The sequence below is a fragment of the Citrobacter sp. Cm046 genome (assembly GCF_030333065.1).
Classification (GTDB): Bacteria; Pseudomonadota; Gammaproteobacteria; order Enterobacterales; family Enterobacteriaceae; genus Citrobacter; species Citrobacter murliniae.
This window is the reverse complement of record NZ_JAOWGP010000044.1, coordinates 41,617-62,165: the sequence shown is the minus strand read 5'-3', so window position 1 is coordinate 62,165 and position 20,549 is coordinate 41,617. Positions and strand designations below refer to the sequence as shown.

Annotated in this window: 17 protein-coding genes; 4 read left to right on the top strand and 13 right to left on the bottom strand. The window is 52.0% G+C overall.

What is annotated here, in order from left to right; all coding sequences use genetic code 11:
- Positions 1-26: 26 nt before the first annotated feature.
- Positions 27-770, top strand: a complete 744-nt coding sequence (gene cmoA / locus OGX98_RS18205) for a carboxy-S-adenosyl-L-methionine synthase CmoA (RefSeq protein ID WP_045444142.1) — start codon at positions 27-29, stop codon at positions 768-770.
- A complete protein-coding gene (gene cmoB, locus OGX98_RS18200; RefSeq protein WP_286595706.1) occupies positions 767-1,735 on the top strand; it encodes a tRNA 5-methoxyuridine(34)/uridine 5-oxyacetic acid(34) synthase CmoB in 969 nt (322 codons plus the stop codon). The genes cmoA and cmoB overlap by 4 nt, the downstream gene beginning before the upstream one ends.
- A gap of 177 nt (positions 1,736-1,912) precedes the next feature.
- Here cmoB and cutC read toward each other — a convergent pair whose 3' ends face one another.
- Positions 1,913-2,659, bottom strand: coding sequence for a copper homeostasis protein CutC (gene cutC, locus OGX98_RS18195; protein WP_045444147.1), 747 nt, complete (start codon positions 2,657-2,659; stop codon positions 1,913-1,915).
- A gap of 2 nt (positions 2,660-2,661) precedes the next feature.
- Positions 2,662-3,228 carry a VOC family protein gene (locus OGX98_RS18190; RefSeq protein WP_045444150.1) on the bottom strand — a complete coding sequence of 189 codons (567 nt, stop codon included), beginning with the start codon at positions 3,226-3,228 and terminating at the stop codon, positions 2,662-2,664.
- A 238-nt stretch (positions 3,229-3,466) separates the two neighbouring features.
- Here OGX98_RS18190 and argS point away from each other — a divergent pair, with 238 nt between their 5' ends.
- A complete protein-coding gene (argS, locus tag OGX98_RS18185) occupies positions 3,467-5,200 on the top strand; it encodes an arginine--tRNA ligase (protein WP_286595704.1) in 1,734 nt (577 codons plus the stop codon).
- A gap of 185 nt (positions 5,201-5,385) precedes the next feature.
- The gene (gene mrdA2, locus OGX98_RS18180; protein ID WP_048221256.1) at positions 5,386-7,323 is read left to right on the top strand and encodes a peptidoglycan DD-transpeptidase MrdA2; all 1,938 of its coding nucleotides are present in this window, start codon (positions 5,386-5,388) and stop codon (positions 7,321-7,323) included.
- On the opposite strand, the gene bglB is transcribed toward mrdA2, so the two are convergent.
- The 11 genes from bglB to tar form a co-directional block, all read right to left on the bottom strand.
- Positions 7,295-8,434, bottom strand: a complete 1,140-nt coding sequence (gene bglB / locus OGX98_RS18175) for a beta-galactosidase BglB (RefSeq protein ID WP_286595702.1) — start codon at positions 8,432-8,434, stop codon at positions 7,295-7,297. The two genes, mrdA2 and bglB, sit on opposite strands and share 29 nt — an antisense overlap.
- 4 nt (positions 8,435-8,438) lie before the next feature.
- Entirely contained in the window at positions 8,439-10,022 is a 1,584-nt protein-coding gene (locus tag OGX98_RS18170; RefSeq protein ID WP_200012836.1) for an MFS transporter, read from the bottom strand.
- 262 nt (positions 10,023-10,284) lie between these two features.
- Positions 10,285-10,677, bottom strand: a complete 393-nt coding sequence (gene flhE, locus OGX98_RS18165) for a flagellar protein FlhE (protein WP_045444162.1) — start codon at positions 10,675-10,677, stop codon at positions 10,285-10,287.
- Complete coding sequence (flhA, locus tag OGX98_RS18160; protein WP_045444164.1) at positions 10,677-12,755, bottom strand: flagellar biosynthesis protein FlhA; 2,079 nt, start codon at positions 12,753-12,755, stop codon at positions 10,677-10,679. The genes flhE and flhA overlap by 1 nt, the downstream gene beginning before the upstream one ends.
- On the bottom strand, positions 12,748-13,899 hold the full coding sequence (gene flhB, locus OGX98_RS18155; protein ID WP_045444166.1) for a flagellar biosynthesis protein FlhB: 1,152 nt from the start codon (positions 13,897-13,899) through the stop codon (positions 12,748-12,750). Before flhB ends, flhA begins: the two co-directional genes overlap by 8 nt.
- Before the next feature lie 179 nt (positions 13,900-14,078).
- Complete coding sequence (gene cheZ, locus OGX98_RS18150; protein ID WP_045444169.1) at positions 14,079-14,723, bottom strand: protein phosphatase CheZ; 645 nt, start codon at positions 14,721-14,723, stop codon at positions 14,079-14,081.
- Between the two features lie 10 nt (positions 14,724-14,733).
- Positions 14,734-15,123 (bottom strand): chemotaxis response regulator CheY, encoded by a 390-nt coding sequence (gene cheY, locus OGX98_RS18145; RefSeq protein WP_045444172.1) that lies wholly within the window; start codon positions 15,121-15,123, stop codon positions 14,734-14,736.
- 16 nt (positions 15,124-15,139) lie between these two features.
- Entirely contained in the window at positions 15,140-16,189 is a 1,050-nt protein-coding gene (gene cheB / locus OGX98_RS18140; RefSeq protein WP_045444175.1) for a protein-glutamate methylesterase/protein glutamine deamidase, read from the bottom strand.
- Positions 16,186-17,052, bottom strand: a complete 867-nt coding sequence (gene cheR, locus OGX98_RS18135; RefSeq protein ID WP_045444179.1) for a protein-glutamate O-methyltransferase CheR — start codon at positions 17,050-17,052, stop codon at positions 16,186-16,188. Before cheR ends, cheB begins: the two co-directional genes overlap by 4 nt.
- Positions 17,053-17,071: 19 nt before the next feature.
- The gene (gene tap, locus OGX98_RS18130) at positions 17,072-18,673 is read right to left on the bottom strand and encodes a methyl-accepting chemotaxis protein IV (protein WP_200012833.1); all 1,602 of its coding nucleotides are present in this window, start codon (positions 18,671-18,673) and stop codon (positions 17,072-17,074) included.
- A gap of 43 nt (positions 18,674-18,716) precedes the next feature.
- Entirely contained in the window at positions 18,717-20,378 is a 1,662-nt protein-coding gene (gene tar, locus OGX98_RS18125) for a methyl-accepting chemotaxis protein II (protein WP_225761087.1), read from the bottom strand.
- Positions 20,379-20,549 lie beyond the last annotated feature (171 nt).

The window sequence follows — 20,549 nt, the reverse complement described above, 5'->3', positions numbered from 1 at the left end:
CTTTATTTTTCCCGGATTTTTACGTTATGTCTCACCGCGACACGCTTTTTTCTGCGCCTATCGCCAGTCTGGGTGACTGGACCTTTGATGAACGGGTAGCTGAAGTCTTCCCGGACATGATCCAGCGTTCCGTTCCCGGCTACTCAAACATCATTTCAATGATTGGTATGCTGGCCGAACGTTTCGTGCAACCCCACTCACAGATCTATGATCTGGGTTGCTCTCTGGGCGCTGCGACGCTCTCGGTGCGTCGCAATATTCATCATGATAATTGCAAAATTATCGCCGTCGATAATTCCCCGGCGATGGTCGAACGTTGCCGCCGCCATATTGATGCCTATAAAGCACCGACTCCGGTCGAGATTGTCGAGGGAGATATTCGCAACATCACTATTGAAAACGCCTCTATGGTGGTGCTGAATTTTACCCTGCAATTCCTTGAGCCGGCTGAGCGCCAGGCATTGTTGGATAAGATTTATCAGGGGCTTAATCCCGGCGGCGCACTAGTGCTGTCAGAGAAATTCAGCTTCGAAGATACCCACGTTGGCGAACTGCTGTTCAACATGCACCACGACTTCAAACGGGCAAATGGCTACAGCGAACTGGAAATCAGCCAGAAGCGCAGCATGCTGGAAAACGTGATGCTGACCGACTCTGTTGAAACTCACAAAGCGCGTCTGCGCAAGGCCGGCTTTGAACACAGCGAACTGTGGTTCCAGTGCTTCAATTTTGGTTCTCTGGTAGCGCTCAAAGCTGAGGTTTCTGCATGATCGACTTTGGTAACTTTTATCAGCTAATCGCCAAGAATCATCTTTCTCATTGGCTGGAAACATTACCGGCGCAAATTGCCGCCTGGCAGCGCGATCAACATGGTTTGTTTAAGCAGTGGTCGAACGCGGTCGAGTTTTTACCGGAGCTGACGCCACATCGTCTGGATTTACTGCACAGCGTTACTGCCGAAAGTGCAGAGCCACTGAGTGAAGGGCAGCGTAAACGCATCGATACCCTGATGCGTAACTTGATGCCGTGGCGTAAAGGGCCCTACTCGCTGTACGGTGTGAATATCGATACCGAATGGCGCTCTGACTGGAAATGGGATCGCGTTTTGCCGCATCTGTCTGATCTAACCGGGCGAACCATTCTTGATGTTGGCTGTGGCAGCGGATACCACATGTGGCGCATGATTGGCGCAGGTGCGCATCTGGCGGTAGGGATTGATCCGACACAGCTGTTCCTGTGTCAGTTTGAAGCGGTACGTAAGCTTTTAGGCAACGACCAACGCGCACACCTGCTGCCGCTGGGTATTGAGCAGCTTCCGGCGCTAAAAGCATTTGATACCGTTTTCTCGATGGGCGTGCTTTATCACCGCCGTTCTCCGCTGGAACATCTCTGGCAGTTGAAAGATCAACTGGTACAAGATGGTGAACTGGTGCTGGAAACGCTGGTGGTAGACGGTGACGAAAACACCGTGCTGGTGCCGGGTGACCGCTACGCGCAAATGCGTAACGTCTATTTTATTCCTTCTGCGCTGGCGCTTAAAAACTGGCTGGAAAAATGTGGATTTGTCGATGTGCGTATCGCTGACGTGAGTGTTACCAGCACAGAAGAACAGCGCCGTACCGAGTGGATGATTACCGAATCACTGGCCGACTTCCTTGACCCGAACGACCACAGCAAAACGGTTGAAGGCTACCCCGCCCCATTACGTGCGGTTTTGATTGCGCGTAAACCGTAATGGATTGCCAGATAGCTGTTACGTATAGCACCACTTCTCCAAAATAGTTCAAGTTGCAGCAAGGCAGCCAACACCGCTGCGGCTTGGAATATGAAGGAGAAAAAAAGGCCCCTGTTGAAATTGCAGGGGCCTGGTACGAGCAAGCATCATATTGGGCGACATGATGCAACGGTAAAATCAGCTGGCCTGATGGCATGCAATGATTGCTTTCATTTCAGCAACCGCCGCCCCGTCTACCGCATAGCGGGAATATTCATCCGCTTGTGCATCCGAAGACATCGACAACCCCGAATTGCGATAACGCATGGGTGAAGCCAGCCATACTCCGGCAGAACTGTGGACTTCCTGCACTCCGGCGTCGAGGAACTGCGACAAATTCGCGGCGCGAACCCCCGCTCCGGCCATAATGATTGGAGCACCCTCCTGCGCAATAAGTTCCATTATTTTTGTTAAACCTTGCTGTGCGTCTGATTTTTGACCAGAAGTCAGTACTCTTGCGATGCCCAATTGAGATAAATTTTTCAGTGCATTTAATGGGTTAGAACACATATCAAAGGCCCGGTGAAAGGTGACGCTTAACGGGCCAGCGGCAGCCATTATTTTTTCCATACGCGGCATATCGATATTGCCATCGACATCTAATACGCCGGTCACCACCCCTGAGAACCCCAACTCTTTGACCATAGCGATATCATCAAGCATCGCGGCAAATTCCCCATCGGTATAACAAAAATCCCCCCCACGCGGACGGATAATTGGGTTAACAGGGATGGAAACGTGCTGACGTACTGACCGCAATACGCCCAGAGACGGCGTTAAGCCTCCCTCCTTGGGGGCAGAGCAAAGTTCTATGCGATCCGCGCCATATTGCTGCGCTGTGCGCGCACACTCCATGCTGTAACAGCAGATTTCCAGCAATGCCATACTCACTCCTGTTGTTCGCTTGCCACAATCGCTTCAATTGACCACGGATGAAACTTGATGGTCACATTACCATCGCTAACCGCCAGCGTCGGATTGGGTAAACGCTCACGCTCTCCTTTCGGCGAACTGGTCTTGACGAATATTCCTGGCTGACTTAATCCCTCATCACACAGCAGTGCCAGTGCCCGGGTATTAAGTAATTCCGGGTCGCCAGGCAGAACGATTTCAATATGCTCCCAACCCTCGTGCGGGTAACGCTTCTCACCCGGCCATGGCAACTCGACAACTGTAAACTGCCAGTGTGCTACACAAACCGGCTCATTCAGTTTGAACAGGCAAATGGGTCTGCCGTTAATGATATTTTCCGACAGCAGTTCGCCACACTGTTCGAATCCCCGGCGCCAGCGCTCTGCGGTAGTATTTTGATGACAGCGCAGAGAAATGTGATCGGCTTCAAGCGATGAGATATCCAGACCAAGACGGGTGGAAAGCTCCGTTAACGCCTGAGTGAAATGCGGTAAATCTGCGGAAATATCATGCAGTTCTTCAACAGTCTGCCAGTTAGCCATATTGAATGCTCATATCCATATTCAAAGCCGCTAATTTACTCTGTTGCGCAGCCCCATCCAACTGCTGATTTTTTCAGATACAACATGAATAATTATACGTAATTACATTGTTTATATTTCAGTCAGCCGGCGACACTCGCAATGCTGACGGCAACGGCCATTTGCAGTATACTCCCGCCCTAAATTCTTAAACTGGTGCGGTGTACATCAACCCGCTTCATAAATGTAAGGTATTCCGGTGAATATTCAGGCTCTTCTCTCAGAAAAAGTCAGTCAGGCCATGATTGCTGCAGGCGCGCCTGCAGATTGCGAACCACAGGTTCGTCAGTCAGCAAAAGTACAGTTCGGCGACTATCAGGCCAACGGCATGATGGCAGTTGCTAAAAAACTGGGTATGGCGCCGCGACAACTTGCAGAGCAGGTGCTTACTCATCTGGATCTCAACGGGACTGCCAGCAAAGTTGAAATCGCTGGCCCGGGCTTTATCAACATTTTTCTCGATCCGGCATTTCTGGCGCAACACGTCCAGCAGGCGCTGACTTCCGAGCGTTTGGGCGTCACCCAGCCCGCTAAACAAACCGTTGTCGTCGACTACTCTGCACCTAACGTGGCGAAAGAGATGCACGTTGGTCACCTGCGCTCTACCATCATCGGTGACGCGGCGGTACGTACACTGGAGTTCCTTGGTCATAATGTGATTCGCGCAAACCACGTCGGTGACTGGGGTACGCAGTTCGGTATGCTCATCGCGTGGCTGGAAAAACAACAGCAGGAAAATGCCGGAGAGATGGCGCTGGCCGATCTTGAAGGTTTCTACCGCGATGCAAAAAAACATTACGACGAAGATGAAGAATTCGCCGAGCGCGCCCGTAGCTATGTGGTGAAGTTGCAAGGTGGCGATGCCTATTTCCGCGAGATGTGGCGCAAGCTGGTGGACATCACCATGTCGCAGAACCAGTTAACCTACGATCGTCTGAACGTCACTCTGACGCGCGATGACGTGATGGGTGAAAGCCTGTACAACCCAATGCTGCCTGGCATTGTTGCTGACCTGAAAGCCAAAGGCCTGGCCGTTGAGAGTGAAGGCGCAACCGTTGTATTCCTTGATGAGTATAAAAACAAGGAAGGCGAACCGATGGGCGTTATCATTCAGAAGAAAGATGGCGGCTATCTCTACACCACGACTGACATCGCCTGTGCGAAGTATCGTTATGAAACGCTGCACGCCGATCGTGTACTGTATTACATCGACTCCCGCCAGCATCAGCATTTAATGCAGGCATGGACTATCGTGCGTAAAGCCGGTTACGTGCCAGACTCCGTACCACTGGAACACCACATGTTCGGTATGATGCTCGGTAAAGACGGTAAACCGTTCAAAACGCGTGCCGGCGGTACGGTAAAACTGGCCGATCTGCTGGATGAAGCGCTGGAGCGCGCACGTCGCCTGGTGGCTGAAAAGAACCCGGACATGCCTGCCGACGAACTGGAAAAACTGGCGAATGCGGTCGGTATCGGCGCGGTGAAATATGCAGATCTGTCAAAAAACCGTACTACCGACTACATCTTCGACTGGGACAACATGCTCGCCTTTGAAGGCAATACCGCACCGTATATGCAGTATGCCTACACCCGTGTGCTGTCAGTTTTCCGTAAAGCGGATATCGATGAAAGCGCGCTTGCCAGTGCGCAGGTCATTATCAGCGAAGATCGCGAAGCCCAGTTGGCGGCCCGCCTGCTGCAGTTTGAAGAAACACTGACCGTTGTTGCGCGCGAAGGTACGCCGCACGTGATGTGTGCCTACCTGTACGACGTTGCCGGTCTGTTCTCTGGCTTCTACGAACATTGTCCAATCCTCAGCGCTGAAAACGAAGAGATCCGTAACAGCCGCCTGAAACTGGCACAGTTAACGGCGAAAACGCTGAAACTGGGTCTGGATACACTGGGTATCGAAACCGTAGAACGCATGTAAGCATATTAAAATATACCAGGCCTGAGTTCGTAATCCGGACTCAGGCCTTTTTTATTTCCGGACATGCTGGTCTGAAACAATTCACAAGGAATGACACATTTCCATAGAGAGATGGAACATCTTTTGTCTGTTATCCCATTTCAGCCTCCGTATCATTAGGCGGCGAATTAATTGGGTACGGGTCAATGACATTCAGAGATTTTGCAGCGGAAGAGAAACTCTTTCAGCGACGGGTAATGGTGGCCTTTGGCCTGGTGGTCATCTGTTTTGGCATCCTTGTCTATAACCTCTACAACTTACAAATTCGCGAGCACCAGTATTACACCACCCGCTCGAATGCCAATGACATCAAAATGCTGCCTGTCGCCCCAACACGCGGCATCATTTACGATCGCAACGGTATCCCACTGGTACGCAACGTCACCTGGTACGATATTTCAGTCACTCCCTATAAAATCAACGACATGGATACACTTCTAAAACAATTAACGCCAATTGTTGACCTTACTGCGGATGATATTGACCAGTTTCGCCATGATCTGAAATCCAGCAGCCGCTATCGCCCTGTGGTGCTTAAAAATGCGCTGACCGATGTGGAGATCGCCCGCTTCTCGGTTAACCAGTTTCATTTCAGCGGCGTCACCATCAACAGCTATGAAGATCGCCAGTACCCTTATGGTGCAGAGCTGGCGCATGTACTCGGCTATGTCTCTAAAATCAACGACAGCGATCTAAAAGCGCTGGATAAAAAAGGGCTGGCAGAAAATTATGCCGCCGACCATAACATCGGCAAACAGGGAATTGAGCACTACTACGAAAACGATCTGCACGGTAAAACCGGGTATCAGGAAGTGGAAGTGGATAACCACGGACGCATCGTGCGCTTGCTAAAAGATGTACCGCCTGTCGCCGGTAAGGATGTTCATCTGACGCTGGATTTACACTTACAGGAATATATTGAGAGCCTGTTGGCAGGTCAGCGTGCCGCCGTACTGGTTGAAGATCCGCACGACGGTTCAGTGCTGGCCATGGTGTCGAATCCCAGCTACGACCCGAATCCGTTTGTAAAAGGCATTAGCTACCAGGACTATAACAAGCTACTACAGGATAAAGACCTGCCGCTGATAAACCGCGTCACGCAAGGGTTGTATCCCCCCGCCTCAACCGTAAAACCATACATGGCAATGTCAGCCTTATTGAGCGGAGTAATCACGCCACAAACCAGCTTCTTCGGCGCCCCGACCTGGACGCTACCCGGCACTGAACGCCATTACCGTGACTGGAAAAAAACCGGTCACGGTATGCTGGATGTGACCAAAGCAATAGAAGAATCTGCCGATACATTCTTCTATCAGGTGGCATATATGATGGGCATAGACCGGATACACAACACGCTCAGTCAGTTTGGCTACGGTAAACCCACCGGCATCGATCTCGATGAAGAGTACGACGGTCTATTACCAAGCCGCGACTGGAAACAACGGGTACATAAAAAAGCCTGGTATCAGGGTGATACGATTTCAGTCGGCATTGGTCAGGGTTACTGGATAGCCACGCCGATCCAGATGGTGAAAGCCATGGTGGCGCTGATTAACAATGGGAAAGTGATCTCCCCTCACCTGCTACAGGATGAAGAAAGCGGCAAATCCGTCACACCTTATCAGGCACCAAAAACGTCAACACAAATTGCCTCTGCCGCATCTCCCTATTGGGGGCTGGTGCGTCAGGCGATGTTTGGCATGGCGAATGAACCGAACGGCACGGGTTACAAATTTTTCCACACCGCGCCCTATGGTATTGCCGCTAAAAGTGGCACATCACAGGTTTTTAGTTTGAAGGAAAACCAGACCTACAATGCGAAGATGATCCCCATCCGCTTGCGGGATCATGTGTTCTATACCGCTTTTGCTCCGTATAAAAACCCGAAAGTCGCAGTGGCGTTGATTCTCGAGAACGGCGGCAGCGACGGTGTTACCGCCGCACCGATAATGCGTCAAATCATGGATCATCTGTTTGCGCCGCAGGAGAGCAACACACCATCAGATGCCACAGCAACACCAGGCCCGATCATTGCGGCGTCATCGGGCCTCGCCATCAAAAATACTTACGCAAGTATTCGGTAAGACACAACATCGCCATCGCCTGTCCATAAGGCATCGAGGTCAGCGGGATATGGCGATAAAAATCGAGGTTGTGCCCCATCCCGGTACCAAAGGAGGTTTGCAGCAGTTCACCTTCCGGCGAAATATGTTTCACAATGCCTCTGATGGCCTTCTCCGCCACAGCCGCGTATTCCTGACCGACATAGCGTTTACGCACTGCTTTCAGGATCCCATAAGCAAACCCCGCAGTGGCCGAGGATTCCAGATAAGAGTGCGGATCGTCCAACAACGTATGCCATAAACCACTCTCATCCTGACATTTCGCCAGAGCTGCAATCTGCGCGTTCAACACCTGTGCCAGATAGCGGCGAACCGCATTATTTTCCGGTAAATCTACCAGTTCGAGGAAGTCAGGAATAACGATAGTTAACCAGCTGTTCCCGCGCGCCCAGCGCGCGTTGGCGAAGTTATGATGCCCTTCATAGTTCCAGCCGTGAAACCACAGCCCCGTTTCTTTATCCATCAGGTTTTGTACATGCAACAGGAACTGATACGTCGCTTCTTCGACATATTCTGGTCGGTTGAGCAATTGACCAATCTTCGCCAACGGTAAAACCGTCATCATCAGCGTGTCATCCCACATCTGCTGATGATTCTCTTCCGCCAGCGTAATGTGCTGCATGCCGCCGAAGTCAGTACGCGGCATTTCATACATTGCCCACTCAGCCCAGGAATCAAGCCACGGTAAATAAGCGGGATTACGCGTTTCTTCATAGCGATATGCCAGCGTTAAAAACGGTGCCATGGTGTTGACGTTTTTGGTGGTAGCCCCTTCAGCAAAGCGGTCGGCAAACCAGCTGTCGATAGTATCGCGCATCGTTTCATCGCCAGTTTGCTGATAATACTGATACATTCCGTACAAGCCGACACCGTGCGTCCACTCCCATCCAGCCCATCCTTTGGTATCAATGACGCGTCCATCGTCCAGTCGCAACAAGAACTCACCTGTTTGATCATTGATATTGACCAAGTTATGGGTCACCTTCTTAATAAGGTTTTTTAATTCATCTCTGGCAATAAAGTGTTCTGGCTGACGCAACAACGGACTGTGTTTCACCGGGTAAACAATCATCTACTTAACCTCTGTGCAATGTCGAATTCAATGCTGTGCCATGTTCCAGCCGTGACGCAGCAGGTTTATTACGATTCAGGTAACCAATATTGTTATTACCCCAAAGCGATTCATACGGCATGCCCGACAGCATCTCTACGGTAGCGCGAACCTGTGGCGTGAGCGTTTCCGGCATCGCCCGACCCGACTCACGCATTTTCGCAGTCTCTTCACGCAGGATGCTATGCGTTTGCAGGTTTAGCTTGAAACGCAGGGAAACGAGGAATCCAAGCGCCAGAACAATCAGCGTCCCGCAGCTCAGGATTAACAAGATGGTATGGCTGACCGCCGCAGGTTGCGTGCTTTGACCTGATACAAATCCAGACATCTGCATGACAATCCCCACCAGCATGACGGCTCCCGCCTGTGAGGCTTTGCGCGTTAGCGTCATAATGCCCGCGAAGATCCCTTCGCGACGCTGACCCGTAATCACCTCATCAACATCGGCAATATAAGTGTAGGTATTCCACGGTACGTAATTGATGCCGCCACGCCCCAGACCAGCCATGGCGGAAACCAGCAACAATAAGGTATAAATATCGCTCAACCCGGCGTAATACAGCACTGCGTAAGAGAGTGAACTCAAACCAAACAGCACAACCACCATTCGGTAAGACGGCGCAGGTCCAAAGCGGATGCACAGCGGTATCATGGCGATAACCGCAATAAACTGGAAGATAGCCATCGTCCCCAGCAGATTCGAGGCCATTGAGGCATCCTGCATCAGCACGAAAACAACGTAATAAGTAAAGACTGCATTAAAGACGTCCTGCGCGATGTAACCACCCAGATACATGCCCAAATGTTGGCGGAAAATCCTGACCCGCAGCGTCGAACTTAGCTCGACAAACAGACGGTTCATACTCTGACCAAAGTTCAGGCTTTTCTTCTCTTCTTCAGCCCGAAGCGCTGCTTCGGTCCATTCCTCACGCGGGCGCTCCCAGGTAAAAAACCATACGAAGGTTAGCATCAGCGCACACAGCACCGAAAACACCAGACTCGCATAGAAAAATGAAACAGGGTTGTCTTTACCAAACAGAGTGAGCAGCACTCCCGGTAAGAACGAGGCAAGAATGGCTGACATTTGCGCCATTGAAATGCGTGCGCCAGAAAACTTGGTTTTCTGTTTAAAGTCATCCGTCATTTCCGGTACCAGTGTTTCATAAGGCACCAGAATCATGGTGTAAACCACATCAAACAGCAGATAAGTCAGCAGGTAATACCAGAACCCCATATCGCCAACCCACATTAATGAGTAGCTAAAAACACAGGGAATACCCAGAAGAATAAAGAATTTACGGCGGCCAAAACGCTTGCCAAGCCAGGTCGAACCAAAATTATCCGTTAAAAAACCCATTAACGGGCTAACCACCGCATCCAGCACCCTGGCGGTGGCAAAAATAAACGTCGCCTCGATAGGTGTCAGTCCACAGAAGGTAGTGTAGAAATAGAGTAACCATGCGGCGGTTAGCGCCGTTGTCCCCGCTCCTAAAAAGTCACCTGAACCGTAGGCAAAATAATTTACCAGACTAATTTTACGCGTGTTCATTGCCGTTACCCCTGCAAATTAATGGGAGGCCCCGCAATCCTCGTTTTGACATTGGGCATCCTTACAGGGTCACAGTAAAAGCTAACAGCAAGTGAAACCTTTCTATTTCTGCCAGCAATTCTGACGAAATGGCAACAGCACAAAGAGTCCGGCAACGTACGTCACTTATTTTATAAAACAGCGTTTCTTTTTAATCAAAGAGGTAGGTCAAAATTGCGAGGAAGCCAGCAGTTTCATCTGCTGGCTGATATAACGAAGGGAATTAACGGTAGTTCACAATCACCTGGTTACTTTGAACCTGCAAAGCCGGGATCAGACGTCCGCCACCGGGGACTTCCCAGACAAAATGCATCGGCTCAACGGCGGGAACATTGTTAAACCCGTGAGTCGTCCCGCTTTGCCCGTCAAGCTCGACACAGCGGGACTGAGAACATAAACGTACCCGTAATCCCGCAGGTGTTGGACCATTCAGCTCGTAACGCCAGGCTACCAGAGTCATCAACCCGGAAACTGGCTGGCTGGAGACAAGCGGTGCTGATGAGGCTGACTCACCACGATAATTTAAGGTAATGCCCATACCGCTTGCCTGCCAGGCGCCTTCTCCGGCGGCCTGCACCGCCAGAGGAAAGAGTAACAGCCAAAGAAACTTGCGCATTATTTACCCCCAATGGTCGCAGTCATGCGGATATGGCGGTTATCGGACAGCTCCATGTTCGACAGCACCACCAGTTGCGGTATGCTGCGACGTAGAAAGCGGGCCAGTAACGGACGCAATGCATGATTAACCAGCAGTACCGGCGGCGCCCCCAGCATCTCCTGACGTGATAATGCTTCCTGAGTCTGCGCCAGAAGTCGGTCTGCCAGCCCAGGCTCCAGACCACCACCGCCCTGCAGTGCTTGCAACAGCAAACGCTCAAGTGGCGTATCAAGGCCAATAACCTGAACTTCTTCGTTACCCGGGAACCACTGCTGAGTGATCGCCCGCCCCAGCGCAACACGCACCACGGCGGTAAGTTCATGCGGATCGTTCTGTAAAGGCGCGTGCTCAGCCAGCGTTTCGAGAATGGTGCGCATATCTCGAATGGGCACTTTTTCATCCAACAAATTCTGCAGAACTTTATGCAGAGTGGTCAGCGTCACGACGCCTGGCACTAAATCTTCAGTCAGTTTTGGCATCTCCTGCGAAACGCGATCCAGCAGCTGTTGCGCCTCCTGACGACCAAACAGCTCGGCGGCGAACTGACCAATCAAGTGATTAAGGTGGGTGGCGACGACGGTACTGGCTTCCACAACCGTAAAGCCCTGAATTTGTGCCTGTTCTTTTAGCGCGCTTTCAATCCAGATAGCATCCAGACCGAAGGCCGGGTCAACCGTTTTTTCGCCTGGCAGCGACCCGGCTGCCGTACCAGGGTTGATTGCCAGCCAGCGCCCCGGATAGGCGTCACCGCTGCCAATCTCAACGCCTTTCATCAGAATGCGATAGCGGGCGGGTTGCAGATCCATATTGTCGCGGATGTGTACCACCGGCGGCAGGAAGCCCATATCCTGGGCAAACTTCTTGCGAATGCTGCGAATTCGCCCCAGTAGCTCGCCATCCTGCTGAAAGTCCACCATCGGGATCAGGCGATAACCAACCTCCATTCCCAGAGAATCTTCCAGTTGCACATCGTTCCATGTGGCTTCCACCACCGAGTTATTTTCCGGCATCTTCACCGACTGAGGTTCCTCTGGCGCTTTTTTCTCACGACCGCGCAACCACCAGGCAAGGCCCAGCAACGCTGCGGTAAACATCAGAAATACCAGATTGGGCATCCCCGGAACCAGACCCAATAAGCCGAGTACCGCAGCACTGAGCAACATGACGCTGGGGTTACTGAACAGCTGGGTAACCATCTGTTCACCGACGTCCTGATCGGTACTCACGCGGGTTACGATAACGCCCGCCGCCGTAGAGATAACCAGAGCAGGGATTTGCGCAACCAGCCCGTCACCGATAGTCAACAGGGTATAACTTTCTGCCGCGCTTCCCATGCTCATGCCATGCTGCAATACCCCTACCAGCAAACCGCCGATCACGTTGATAACCATGATCAAAATACCGGCGATGGCATCTCCGCGCACGAATTTACTCGCACCGTCCATTGAGCCGTAAAAATCCGCTTCCTGCGTCACTTCTGAACGACGTTTTTTAGCCTCGTCTTCACCAATAAGTCCGGCATTCAGATCGGCGTCAATTGCCATCTGTTTGCCCGGCATCCCGTCCAGCACAAAGCGCGCGCCGACCTCGGCAATACGCCCGGCACCTTTGGTGATAACCATAAAGTTGATAATGACGAGAATAACGAAGACCACGATACCGATAGCAAAGTTACCGCCAACCAGAAAGTGACCAAAGGCCTCCACTACCTTTCCCGCCGCTGCCGAGCCGGTATGACCTTCCATCAAAATAATACGTGTAGATGCAACGTTCAGCGCAAGGCGTAACAATGTAGTGAACAGCAAAATCGTCGGGAAGGCGGCAAATTCCAGCGTACGCTGGGTAAACATAGCCACCAGCAGTACCATGATCGACAGCGCAATGTTAAAGGTAAACAATAAGTCGAGGATGAAAGCCGGCAGCGGCAGCACCATCATCGACAGGATCAGCAGGATGAGGATCGGCCCGGCAAGAATTTGCCATTGCGTGGATTTCAGATTGTTGGGCAGACGCAGCATCGCGACCAGATTAGCCATCAGTATTCTTCTCGTTCATGAAATCCAGTGCTTCTGGCACTGGAAGATTTCCAGGTTGTGGTGGACGCGTTCCGCCGGCCAGACGCCAGCGTTTTAGCTGCCATACCCAGGCCAATACTTCCGCGACGGCCGCATACAATTGGCCAGGTATTTGCTGACCAATATCAGCATGGCGATATAGCGCACGCGCCAGCGGCGGTGCTTCTAAAGTGGGAATACGATGCTCAGCGCCAATTTCACGAATACGCAAGGCCACCAGCCCTGCGCCTTTGGCAATGACTCTTGGCGCACTCATTTTATTTTCGTCATACTGCAAGGCGACCGAGTAGTGCGTGGGGTTGGTCACGATAACATCCGCTTTCGGCACATCCGCCATCATGCGACGCTGCGCTGCGGCACGCTGCATTTGGCGAATTTTTCCCTTCACATGCGGATCACCTTCACTTTCTTTAAACTCATCGCGAATATCCTGGCGTGACATCCGCAGCTTTTTAATGTGGCTATAAATCTGGAAAAAGACGTCAAATCCCACCATCGGAATGACCCCAAGCACCACCAGGAGCGCGCACATACCGACTAAATCCAGGGCATTACCCATCGCCGTCACCGGCGACTCGGCCATCAGACGCATCATCTCCGGCCAGTTATGCCAGAGATAAAATCCGGTTACGCTGCCAACCAGCGTGGATTTCAATATCGCTTTTAACAACTCCGCCCCGGTTTGCGCTGAAAACATGCGCTTAATACCCGGCAGCGGATTTAACTTCGAGAATTTGGGTTGCAGCGATTTACCACTGAAGATCAAGCCTCCCAGCATCACCGGAGAGATCAAAGCCACCAGAACCACGCCGGTAATCAGCGGTAACAGCGCAACCATGGCATCTTTAATCAGCAGGATGATTTGGCTGAGGATCAAGTTAGGGTCATTGACCATACTGTGATCAAAGCGCAGACCGGCAGACAACATTCCGGCCAGTTTACGGGCAAGCGACTCCCCACCGATCCAGATAATGCACACGCCCACCAGCAAAATAAGCAGTGAGGTAAGCTCTTTGGAACGGGGGATCTGCCCCTCTTCCCGCGCTTTTTCAAGTCGGTGGGGTGTGGGGGCTTCTGTTTTGTCGTCGTCGCTTTCTTCTGCCACGCATCAGACCCTGGATCGAGAGATAGGCGAGAATGATGCCAGAACAGTAATCCAGCAATGGGAAGAGTAAGCGGTAAAAAAGATGGGATTTATAGCTTTAACGCCAATTAGCAGCTCCGGCCTACATGCAAGTGTAGGCCGGATAAGATGCACGGACATCTCCATCCGGCAAATACGTATCAGAATCCGAGACTATCCAGCAGGTCGTCCACCTGATCCTGGCTTGCCACCACGCCGGCTTTCGAAGTATCAACCTGTGGGCCGTTGAGCAAGCTTTCGTTTTCGCGTTTTGGACGAGCGCCCTGCTCCGGAATATTCTCCAGCAGCACCATCAACAGTTGACGCTCAATTTCCTGAATAACATCCATCATACGCTTGATAACCTGACCGGTCAGATCCTGGAAATCCTGCGCCATCATGATGTCCAGCAATTGGGCGTTGGTAAAGCTGGTATGACCGGGGACATCGCCCAGGAACTGTCGGGTGTCAGTGACCAGTTCACGGGCATCGGACAGCTCAATAGGATTTTCGAACCATTCATCCCAGCGTTTGGTCAGGGCTTTGGCCCCTTTTTCCATCGCATCCTGGTGCGGCTGCGAGGCTTCCACGCTGTTCAGTGCGCGCTCTGCCGCTTGCGCGGTCATCTGTACAACATAATCCAGACGATCGCGCGCATCGGGAATCGCTTCCGCCGCTTCTGCAATCGCCTGATCCAGCCCCAGTTCACGCAGGCTGTCACGCAGCATTCGGGTTAAACTACCGATGCGCGCGATGATATCCCCTGCTGAATGTTCATCAACAGGTTTAATTTGTGGTTGCATCATCATCACACCCTCACATGCCCAGTTTCTCAAAGATTTTATTGAGTTTCTCTTCCAGCGTCGCTGCCGTGAAAGGCTTCACAACATAACCACTGGCGCCAGCCTGTGCTGCCGCAATGATGTTTTCTTTCTTCGCTTCAGCTGTCACCATCAGCACCGGCAGGGAGGACATGCCACCATCTGCACGAATAGTTTTCAGCAGTTCCAGACCGTCCATATTGGGCATATTCCAGTCGGAAATGACAAAACCAAACCCACCCGCCTGCAGCTTGTTCAGCGCATCCACGCCGTCCTCAGCTTCTTCAACATTGTTGAATCCCAGCTCTTTAAGCAGGTTACGCACGATGCGACGCATGGTGGAAAAGTCATCCACAACCAAAAATCTCAGCTCTTTATCCGCCATAAAATACTGCTCCTCATTAAATACGTATTGCCTGTCCGGCACTGATTTTCGCCAGCATCTGCTGGCTTACCTGGCTAAGATCGACCACTTCGCTCACGCCACCCATATTGATGGCCTCGCGCGGCATGCCGAACACCACACAACTTGCTTCGTTTTGCGCGATAGTCCAGGCGCCAGCCTGGTGCATCGCTAACATTCCGGCTGCGCCATCGTTACCCATCCCCGTGAGGATCACTCCCACGGCATTGCGCCCCGCGTGTTTTGCTACCGAATGAAACAGCACATCCACAGAAGGCCGGTGCCGGTTCACCGGCGGGCCATCATGAATTTTGATCTGATAGTTGGCCCCGCTGCGGGCCAGCTCCATATGTTTGTCGCCAGGTGCGATATACGCATGCCCGGGTAAGACGCGCTCCCCGTCTTCTGCCTCTTTCACGCTGATCTGACACAACTTGTTCAGACGTTCCGCAAACGACCGGGTAAACCCAGGCGGCATATGCTGCGTGATAATCACAGCCGGGCTGGAAAGCGGCAGTGGTTGCAGTACATGGCGTATAGCTTCCGTTCCCCCGGTCGATGCGCCAATGGCGATCAGTTTTTCAGAGCTGAGCAGCGGCACAGCTTTCAGCGTCGCCGGTGCAGAAATCGGCTTATGCGCCGCCAGACGCGCGCGCGATGCGGTACGAACTTTCTCCGCAATCATCTCGCTATAGGCCAGCATCCCTTCACGGATCCCCAACTGTGGCTTGGTGACAAAATCAATAGCACCCAGCTCCAGCGCCCGCAGCGTCACTTCAGAGCCTTTTCCGGTCAAAGAAGAGACCATCACCACCGGCATCGGGCGCAAGCGCATGAGTTTCTCGAGAAAATCGAGACCGTCCATGCGCGGCATTTCCACATCCAGGGTCAGGACATCGGGATTGAATTTTTTGATCAAATCCCGGGCTACCAGCGGATCCGGCGCAGTTGCGACCATTTCCATATCACTGTGGCTGTTAATAATCTCGGTCATGATTTGACGCATCAATGCGGAGTCATCGACCGACAATACCCTGATTTTACTCATGCTTTATCCTTACCTAGCGCATACACCGTCTGTCCGCGCAGGCTAAACTCGCGCACGAGGTTGCTAAAGTTTTCTGAATGACCGGCAAATAACAGTCCGTCAGGTTTAAGGAGTGGAACAAAACGGTGCAAAATGTCCTGTTGAGTCGTTTTATCAAAATAGATCATGACGTTACGACAAAATATGGCGTCGAATGGACCGGGCACGTTGTATTTTTTATCCAACAAATTCACACTGGAAAACTCAACATGACTCGCCAGTTCTTGTCGTACACGGACCAGTCCTTCATGTGGCCCGGTACCGCGCATGAAATAGCGCTGCAGCTGCTGTGGCGACAGGGTTTTCAGTTCATCAAGGCGATAAATTCCGTTTCTGGCCTTTTCCAGCACTTCAGTATCAATATCGCTGGCAAAAACGCGCCAGCGCCCCGGCGCCATACCTAAGGTATCAGCCAGCGTAATTGCAATACTGTAGGGTTCTTCCCCTGTAGACGCCGCCGCGCTCCAGACGCGGTATTCACCGTTGCGTCGACGAGCGTGGTCAGACAGCACCGGAAAATGATGCCCTTCGCGAAAAAAAGCGGTCAGATTGGTGGTCAGGGAGTTAATAAAGGCCTGCCACTCAGCACTGTTCTGGTTAGCTTCCAGCATGCTGAGATAACGACCAAAATCATCCAGTTCCAGAGTACGTAACCGACGAACCAGGCGGTTATAAACCATGTCCCGCTTGTGGTCGGCCAACACGATCCCCGCGCGCTGGTAGATTAATTGACATATCCGACGAAAATGCGCGTCAGACAGCGCGAGGCGCTGTGTCATCTGTAACAATAATGACGTTTGCCCGGAGGGCAGAGATGATGTCATAGCGCCTTCTCAATCACATTCAGGATACAACAGGTACAACCTTTGGCTGCGCCAGTTCTCGTTGTACTACGGTTTGCTCTTCAAGCTTAAAAAACGCGACGCAAGCTGAGAGATGATCGGCCTGATCGGCCAGTTGCCCGGTAGCAGCGGCTGCCTCTTCGACCAGTCCGGCGTTTTGCTGCGTCACCGAGTCCATTTGGCTGACGGCCTGCGCCACCTGCTCAATTCCTCTACGTTGTTCATCGGAGGCCGAGGCAATCTCCCCCATAATGTCGTTAACCCGGGTAACCGAGCTGACAATCTCTGTCATAGTGCGCGCTGCCATATCCACCAGTTGCGATCCCTGATGCACACGGGTGACGGACTCCTCAATCAGTCCTTTGATTTCTTTCGCAGCCTGCGCGCTGCGGCTGGCCAGGTTACGAACCTCCCCAGCCACCACGGCAAAGCCACGCCCCTGTTCACCTGCACGGGCGGCTTCTACTGCGGCGTTGAGTGCCAGAATGTTGGTCTGAAAAGCAATGCTGTCAATCACGCCGATAATGTCGCCTATCTTTTGCGAACTGGCTGTAATCTCATGCATCGTACTGGCGACTTTAGCCGTCTGTTCACCACCTTTGTGCGCAGTGTCTGCGGCACTTTTCGCTATTCCGGATGCCTGGCGCGCATTATCGGCATTCTGTCCAACGGTGGCGGTAAGCTGTTCCATACTGGCTGCTGTTTGAGCCAGCGATGCAGCCTGCTGCTCGGTACGCGAAGACAAATCGTTATTGCCCATCGCTATCTCCGAGATCCCGGTATGCATCGCGGAACTGCCCTGGCGAACATCATTCACCGTTGTGCGCAGCGCCTGTTGCATCGACTTCAGGCTGGCAAAAATAGCTGATATTTCATTACGGCCATACACCGCAACCGGTCGTGCGAGGTTCCCCGCTGCGATGCTGTCGAAATGACTACCAATAATAGCCAGCGGCTGCACAATCATTTTGCGTGACCAGAACAATCCCGCGGTTGTTAACAGTACTGCCAGCACCAGCATGCTGGCGAAAATCACCGCCGACATATGGTAATTACGTTGGCTATGTTCCCCTGCCGTCTGCAAAACACGGTCAATGTTGCTCTGCCATGCGTTAACGTTCTTATCAAAATCGTCCTGAGACGCCTGCACTGGCGCAGTCAAAAAATCTGACAACTGATTACTTTCAAGCCAGGTCGCCTGATGCTCCAGATCGCTATGCCACTGGATGAAACTTTTCTCCGTCGCGTTTTGTAGCGCGTTCCCTTCTCCCGCATTCTGAGTCGTCGCCATAAAACGTTTAAACAGCAATCCAGACTGCGCCAGGCTATCTCGCGCAAGGATCATCAGCGTTTTAATCTCCTCTGGCGGATAGCTAAGAGCAGTTAGCGTCCCCGCCTTGTTTAACGCTGTACTGGCCTGTAATAACACAGCGCGGGTTTGCGCCAACGCAGCGCGTTGCTGATTACTCTGTTCGACCTGATTGAGACTCTGAAAACCGTCCCGAAATGCCCAGAAAGACAAGCCATTACTGCCAATCTGCAAAACACCGCAGAGGATTAAAATCAAAAACAGCGTGGTCGAAATTCGAATACGATTAAACATCAACGCTCCCATCAGGCGGCGCGGGCCGCGGTTCAACTATCAGTCAAAATGTTTCCCAATTAGTGTCTTGTTCGGTAGCCGTCTGTCGCGGATGCGACGCCGGAGCCGTTGTTGCAGAAGGCCGGGTATCACGCAATTTAGCCGACACTGGACGTGATGCCAGGCGGAAGGTTGATACGGACTGGGTTAAGCGACTGGCCTGTTCTTCCAGTGCTGCTGCAGCGGCGGCGGACTCCTGTACCAGCGAGGCGTTCTGTTGCGTCACGCGGTCCATCTCAGATACGGCAAGCGCAACCTGGTCTATCCCGCGACTTTGTTCATCAGAAGCCGAAGCAATTTCACCCATAATGTCAGTGACGCGCGTCACTGCATTGACGATGTCATTCATGGTTTCTCCGGCGCTTTCTACCAGAACAGAACCGGTATCGACCCGCGAGACAGAATCTTCAATTAAGGCTTTAATCTCTTTCGCCGCCTGCGCGCTACGGCTCGCCAGGTTACGCACTTCTCCCGCCACCACCGCAAAACCACGGCCCTGCTCACCTGCACGGGCGGCTTCTACCGCTGCGTTCAACGCAAGAATGTTGGTCTGGAATGCGATACCGTCAATGACGCTGATGATGTCGGCAATTTTCTTCGAACTGTCGGCTATTTCGTGCATGGTGTTAACCACACCATCAACCACTTTGCCGCCATGTTGGGCCGTATCGGAGGCGCTTTTCGCCAGTTGAGATGCCTGACGCGCGTTATCCGCGTTTTGCTTAACAGTTGCCGTAAGCTGCTCCATGCTGGCTGCGGTTTCTTCCAGCGCAGAAGCCTGCTGCTCAGTACGGGATGAAAGGTCAGTGTTGCCACTGGCAATTTCACTGGTGCCGGAATAAATCGCATCGGATCCTTCACGCACCAGCGTTACCGTTTCAATCAGCGAACGCTGCATATGATCGACTGTGCTTGCCAGTTCGCCGATTTCATTACGCCCGCTGACGGTCAGCGATGTTGTTAAATTACCGCTGGCAATCTCACGAATATGGGCAATAACGCGGGACAACGGGTTGAGCAAGGTATGACGTATGCCGTACCAGACCACCACCAGAATCAGCACCAGTACCACGGCCAGAATACCGAGCTGCCACTGGGCAAAGTGGTAATCCCGTGCGCTTTCATCAAAAGCATGCAGGTAGAGTTTTTCGCTAACGCTGGCATATTTTCCTAACGCTTCACCGAGGGCGTTTTGCATCCCCTGAGTAGGCTGAGCGAAATATGCATCCATATTGCCGCTTTCCAGGAACTGAACCAGCTCCACTAACGCCGCATGATACTGCTGATATTTCTCATCAACGTTGCCGCTGGCTTCTGCCATATCAGGCAAAGGCGTGATGTTTTTAAAGTTTGCGTAATGCGCTTCTGCTTGCGCCAATGTGCCTTTCGCATTCTTCAGCAGATCGTTTTTCGCGCTGCTCTGCTGATTAGATGCGTCCATCATCATGCGCGCCGATGAACGGCTCAGGTTAATGCGCGTTTGCAGCATTAAGTCCCATGTTGAGGTGAGTTCACTTTGCTGCTGTCGAAGATCGTTTGAAATAACAAAACTTTGCTGGTTCTGTTGCAATGACGAGAACAACAGACCACCGGAAACAAGCTGTAGCAGTGCGAAAACCCCCAGCACCATCATCAGCATTGTTACAACGCGGATACGGTTAAACATAAGGCACCTTCCTGAAAACGAGTTATCAACGTTATCGGCACTCACTGAGATAACTTTACGTTTGCGAAAAGGAAAACCTGGGGGAAATGAACGGCTGAGGCTGATGTGAAGACATTAACGTGCTGACGCCACAAATCGCCAACAAATAAACACCATAATTATCATGTGTAT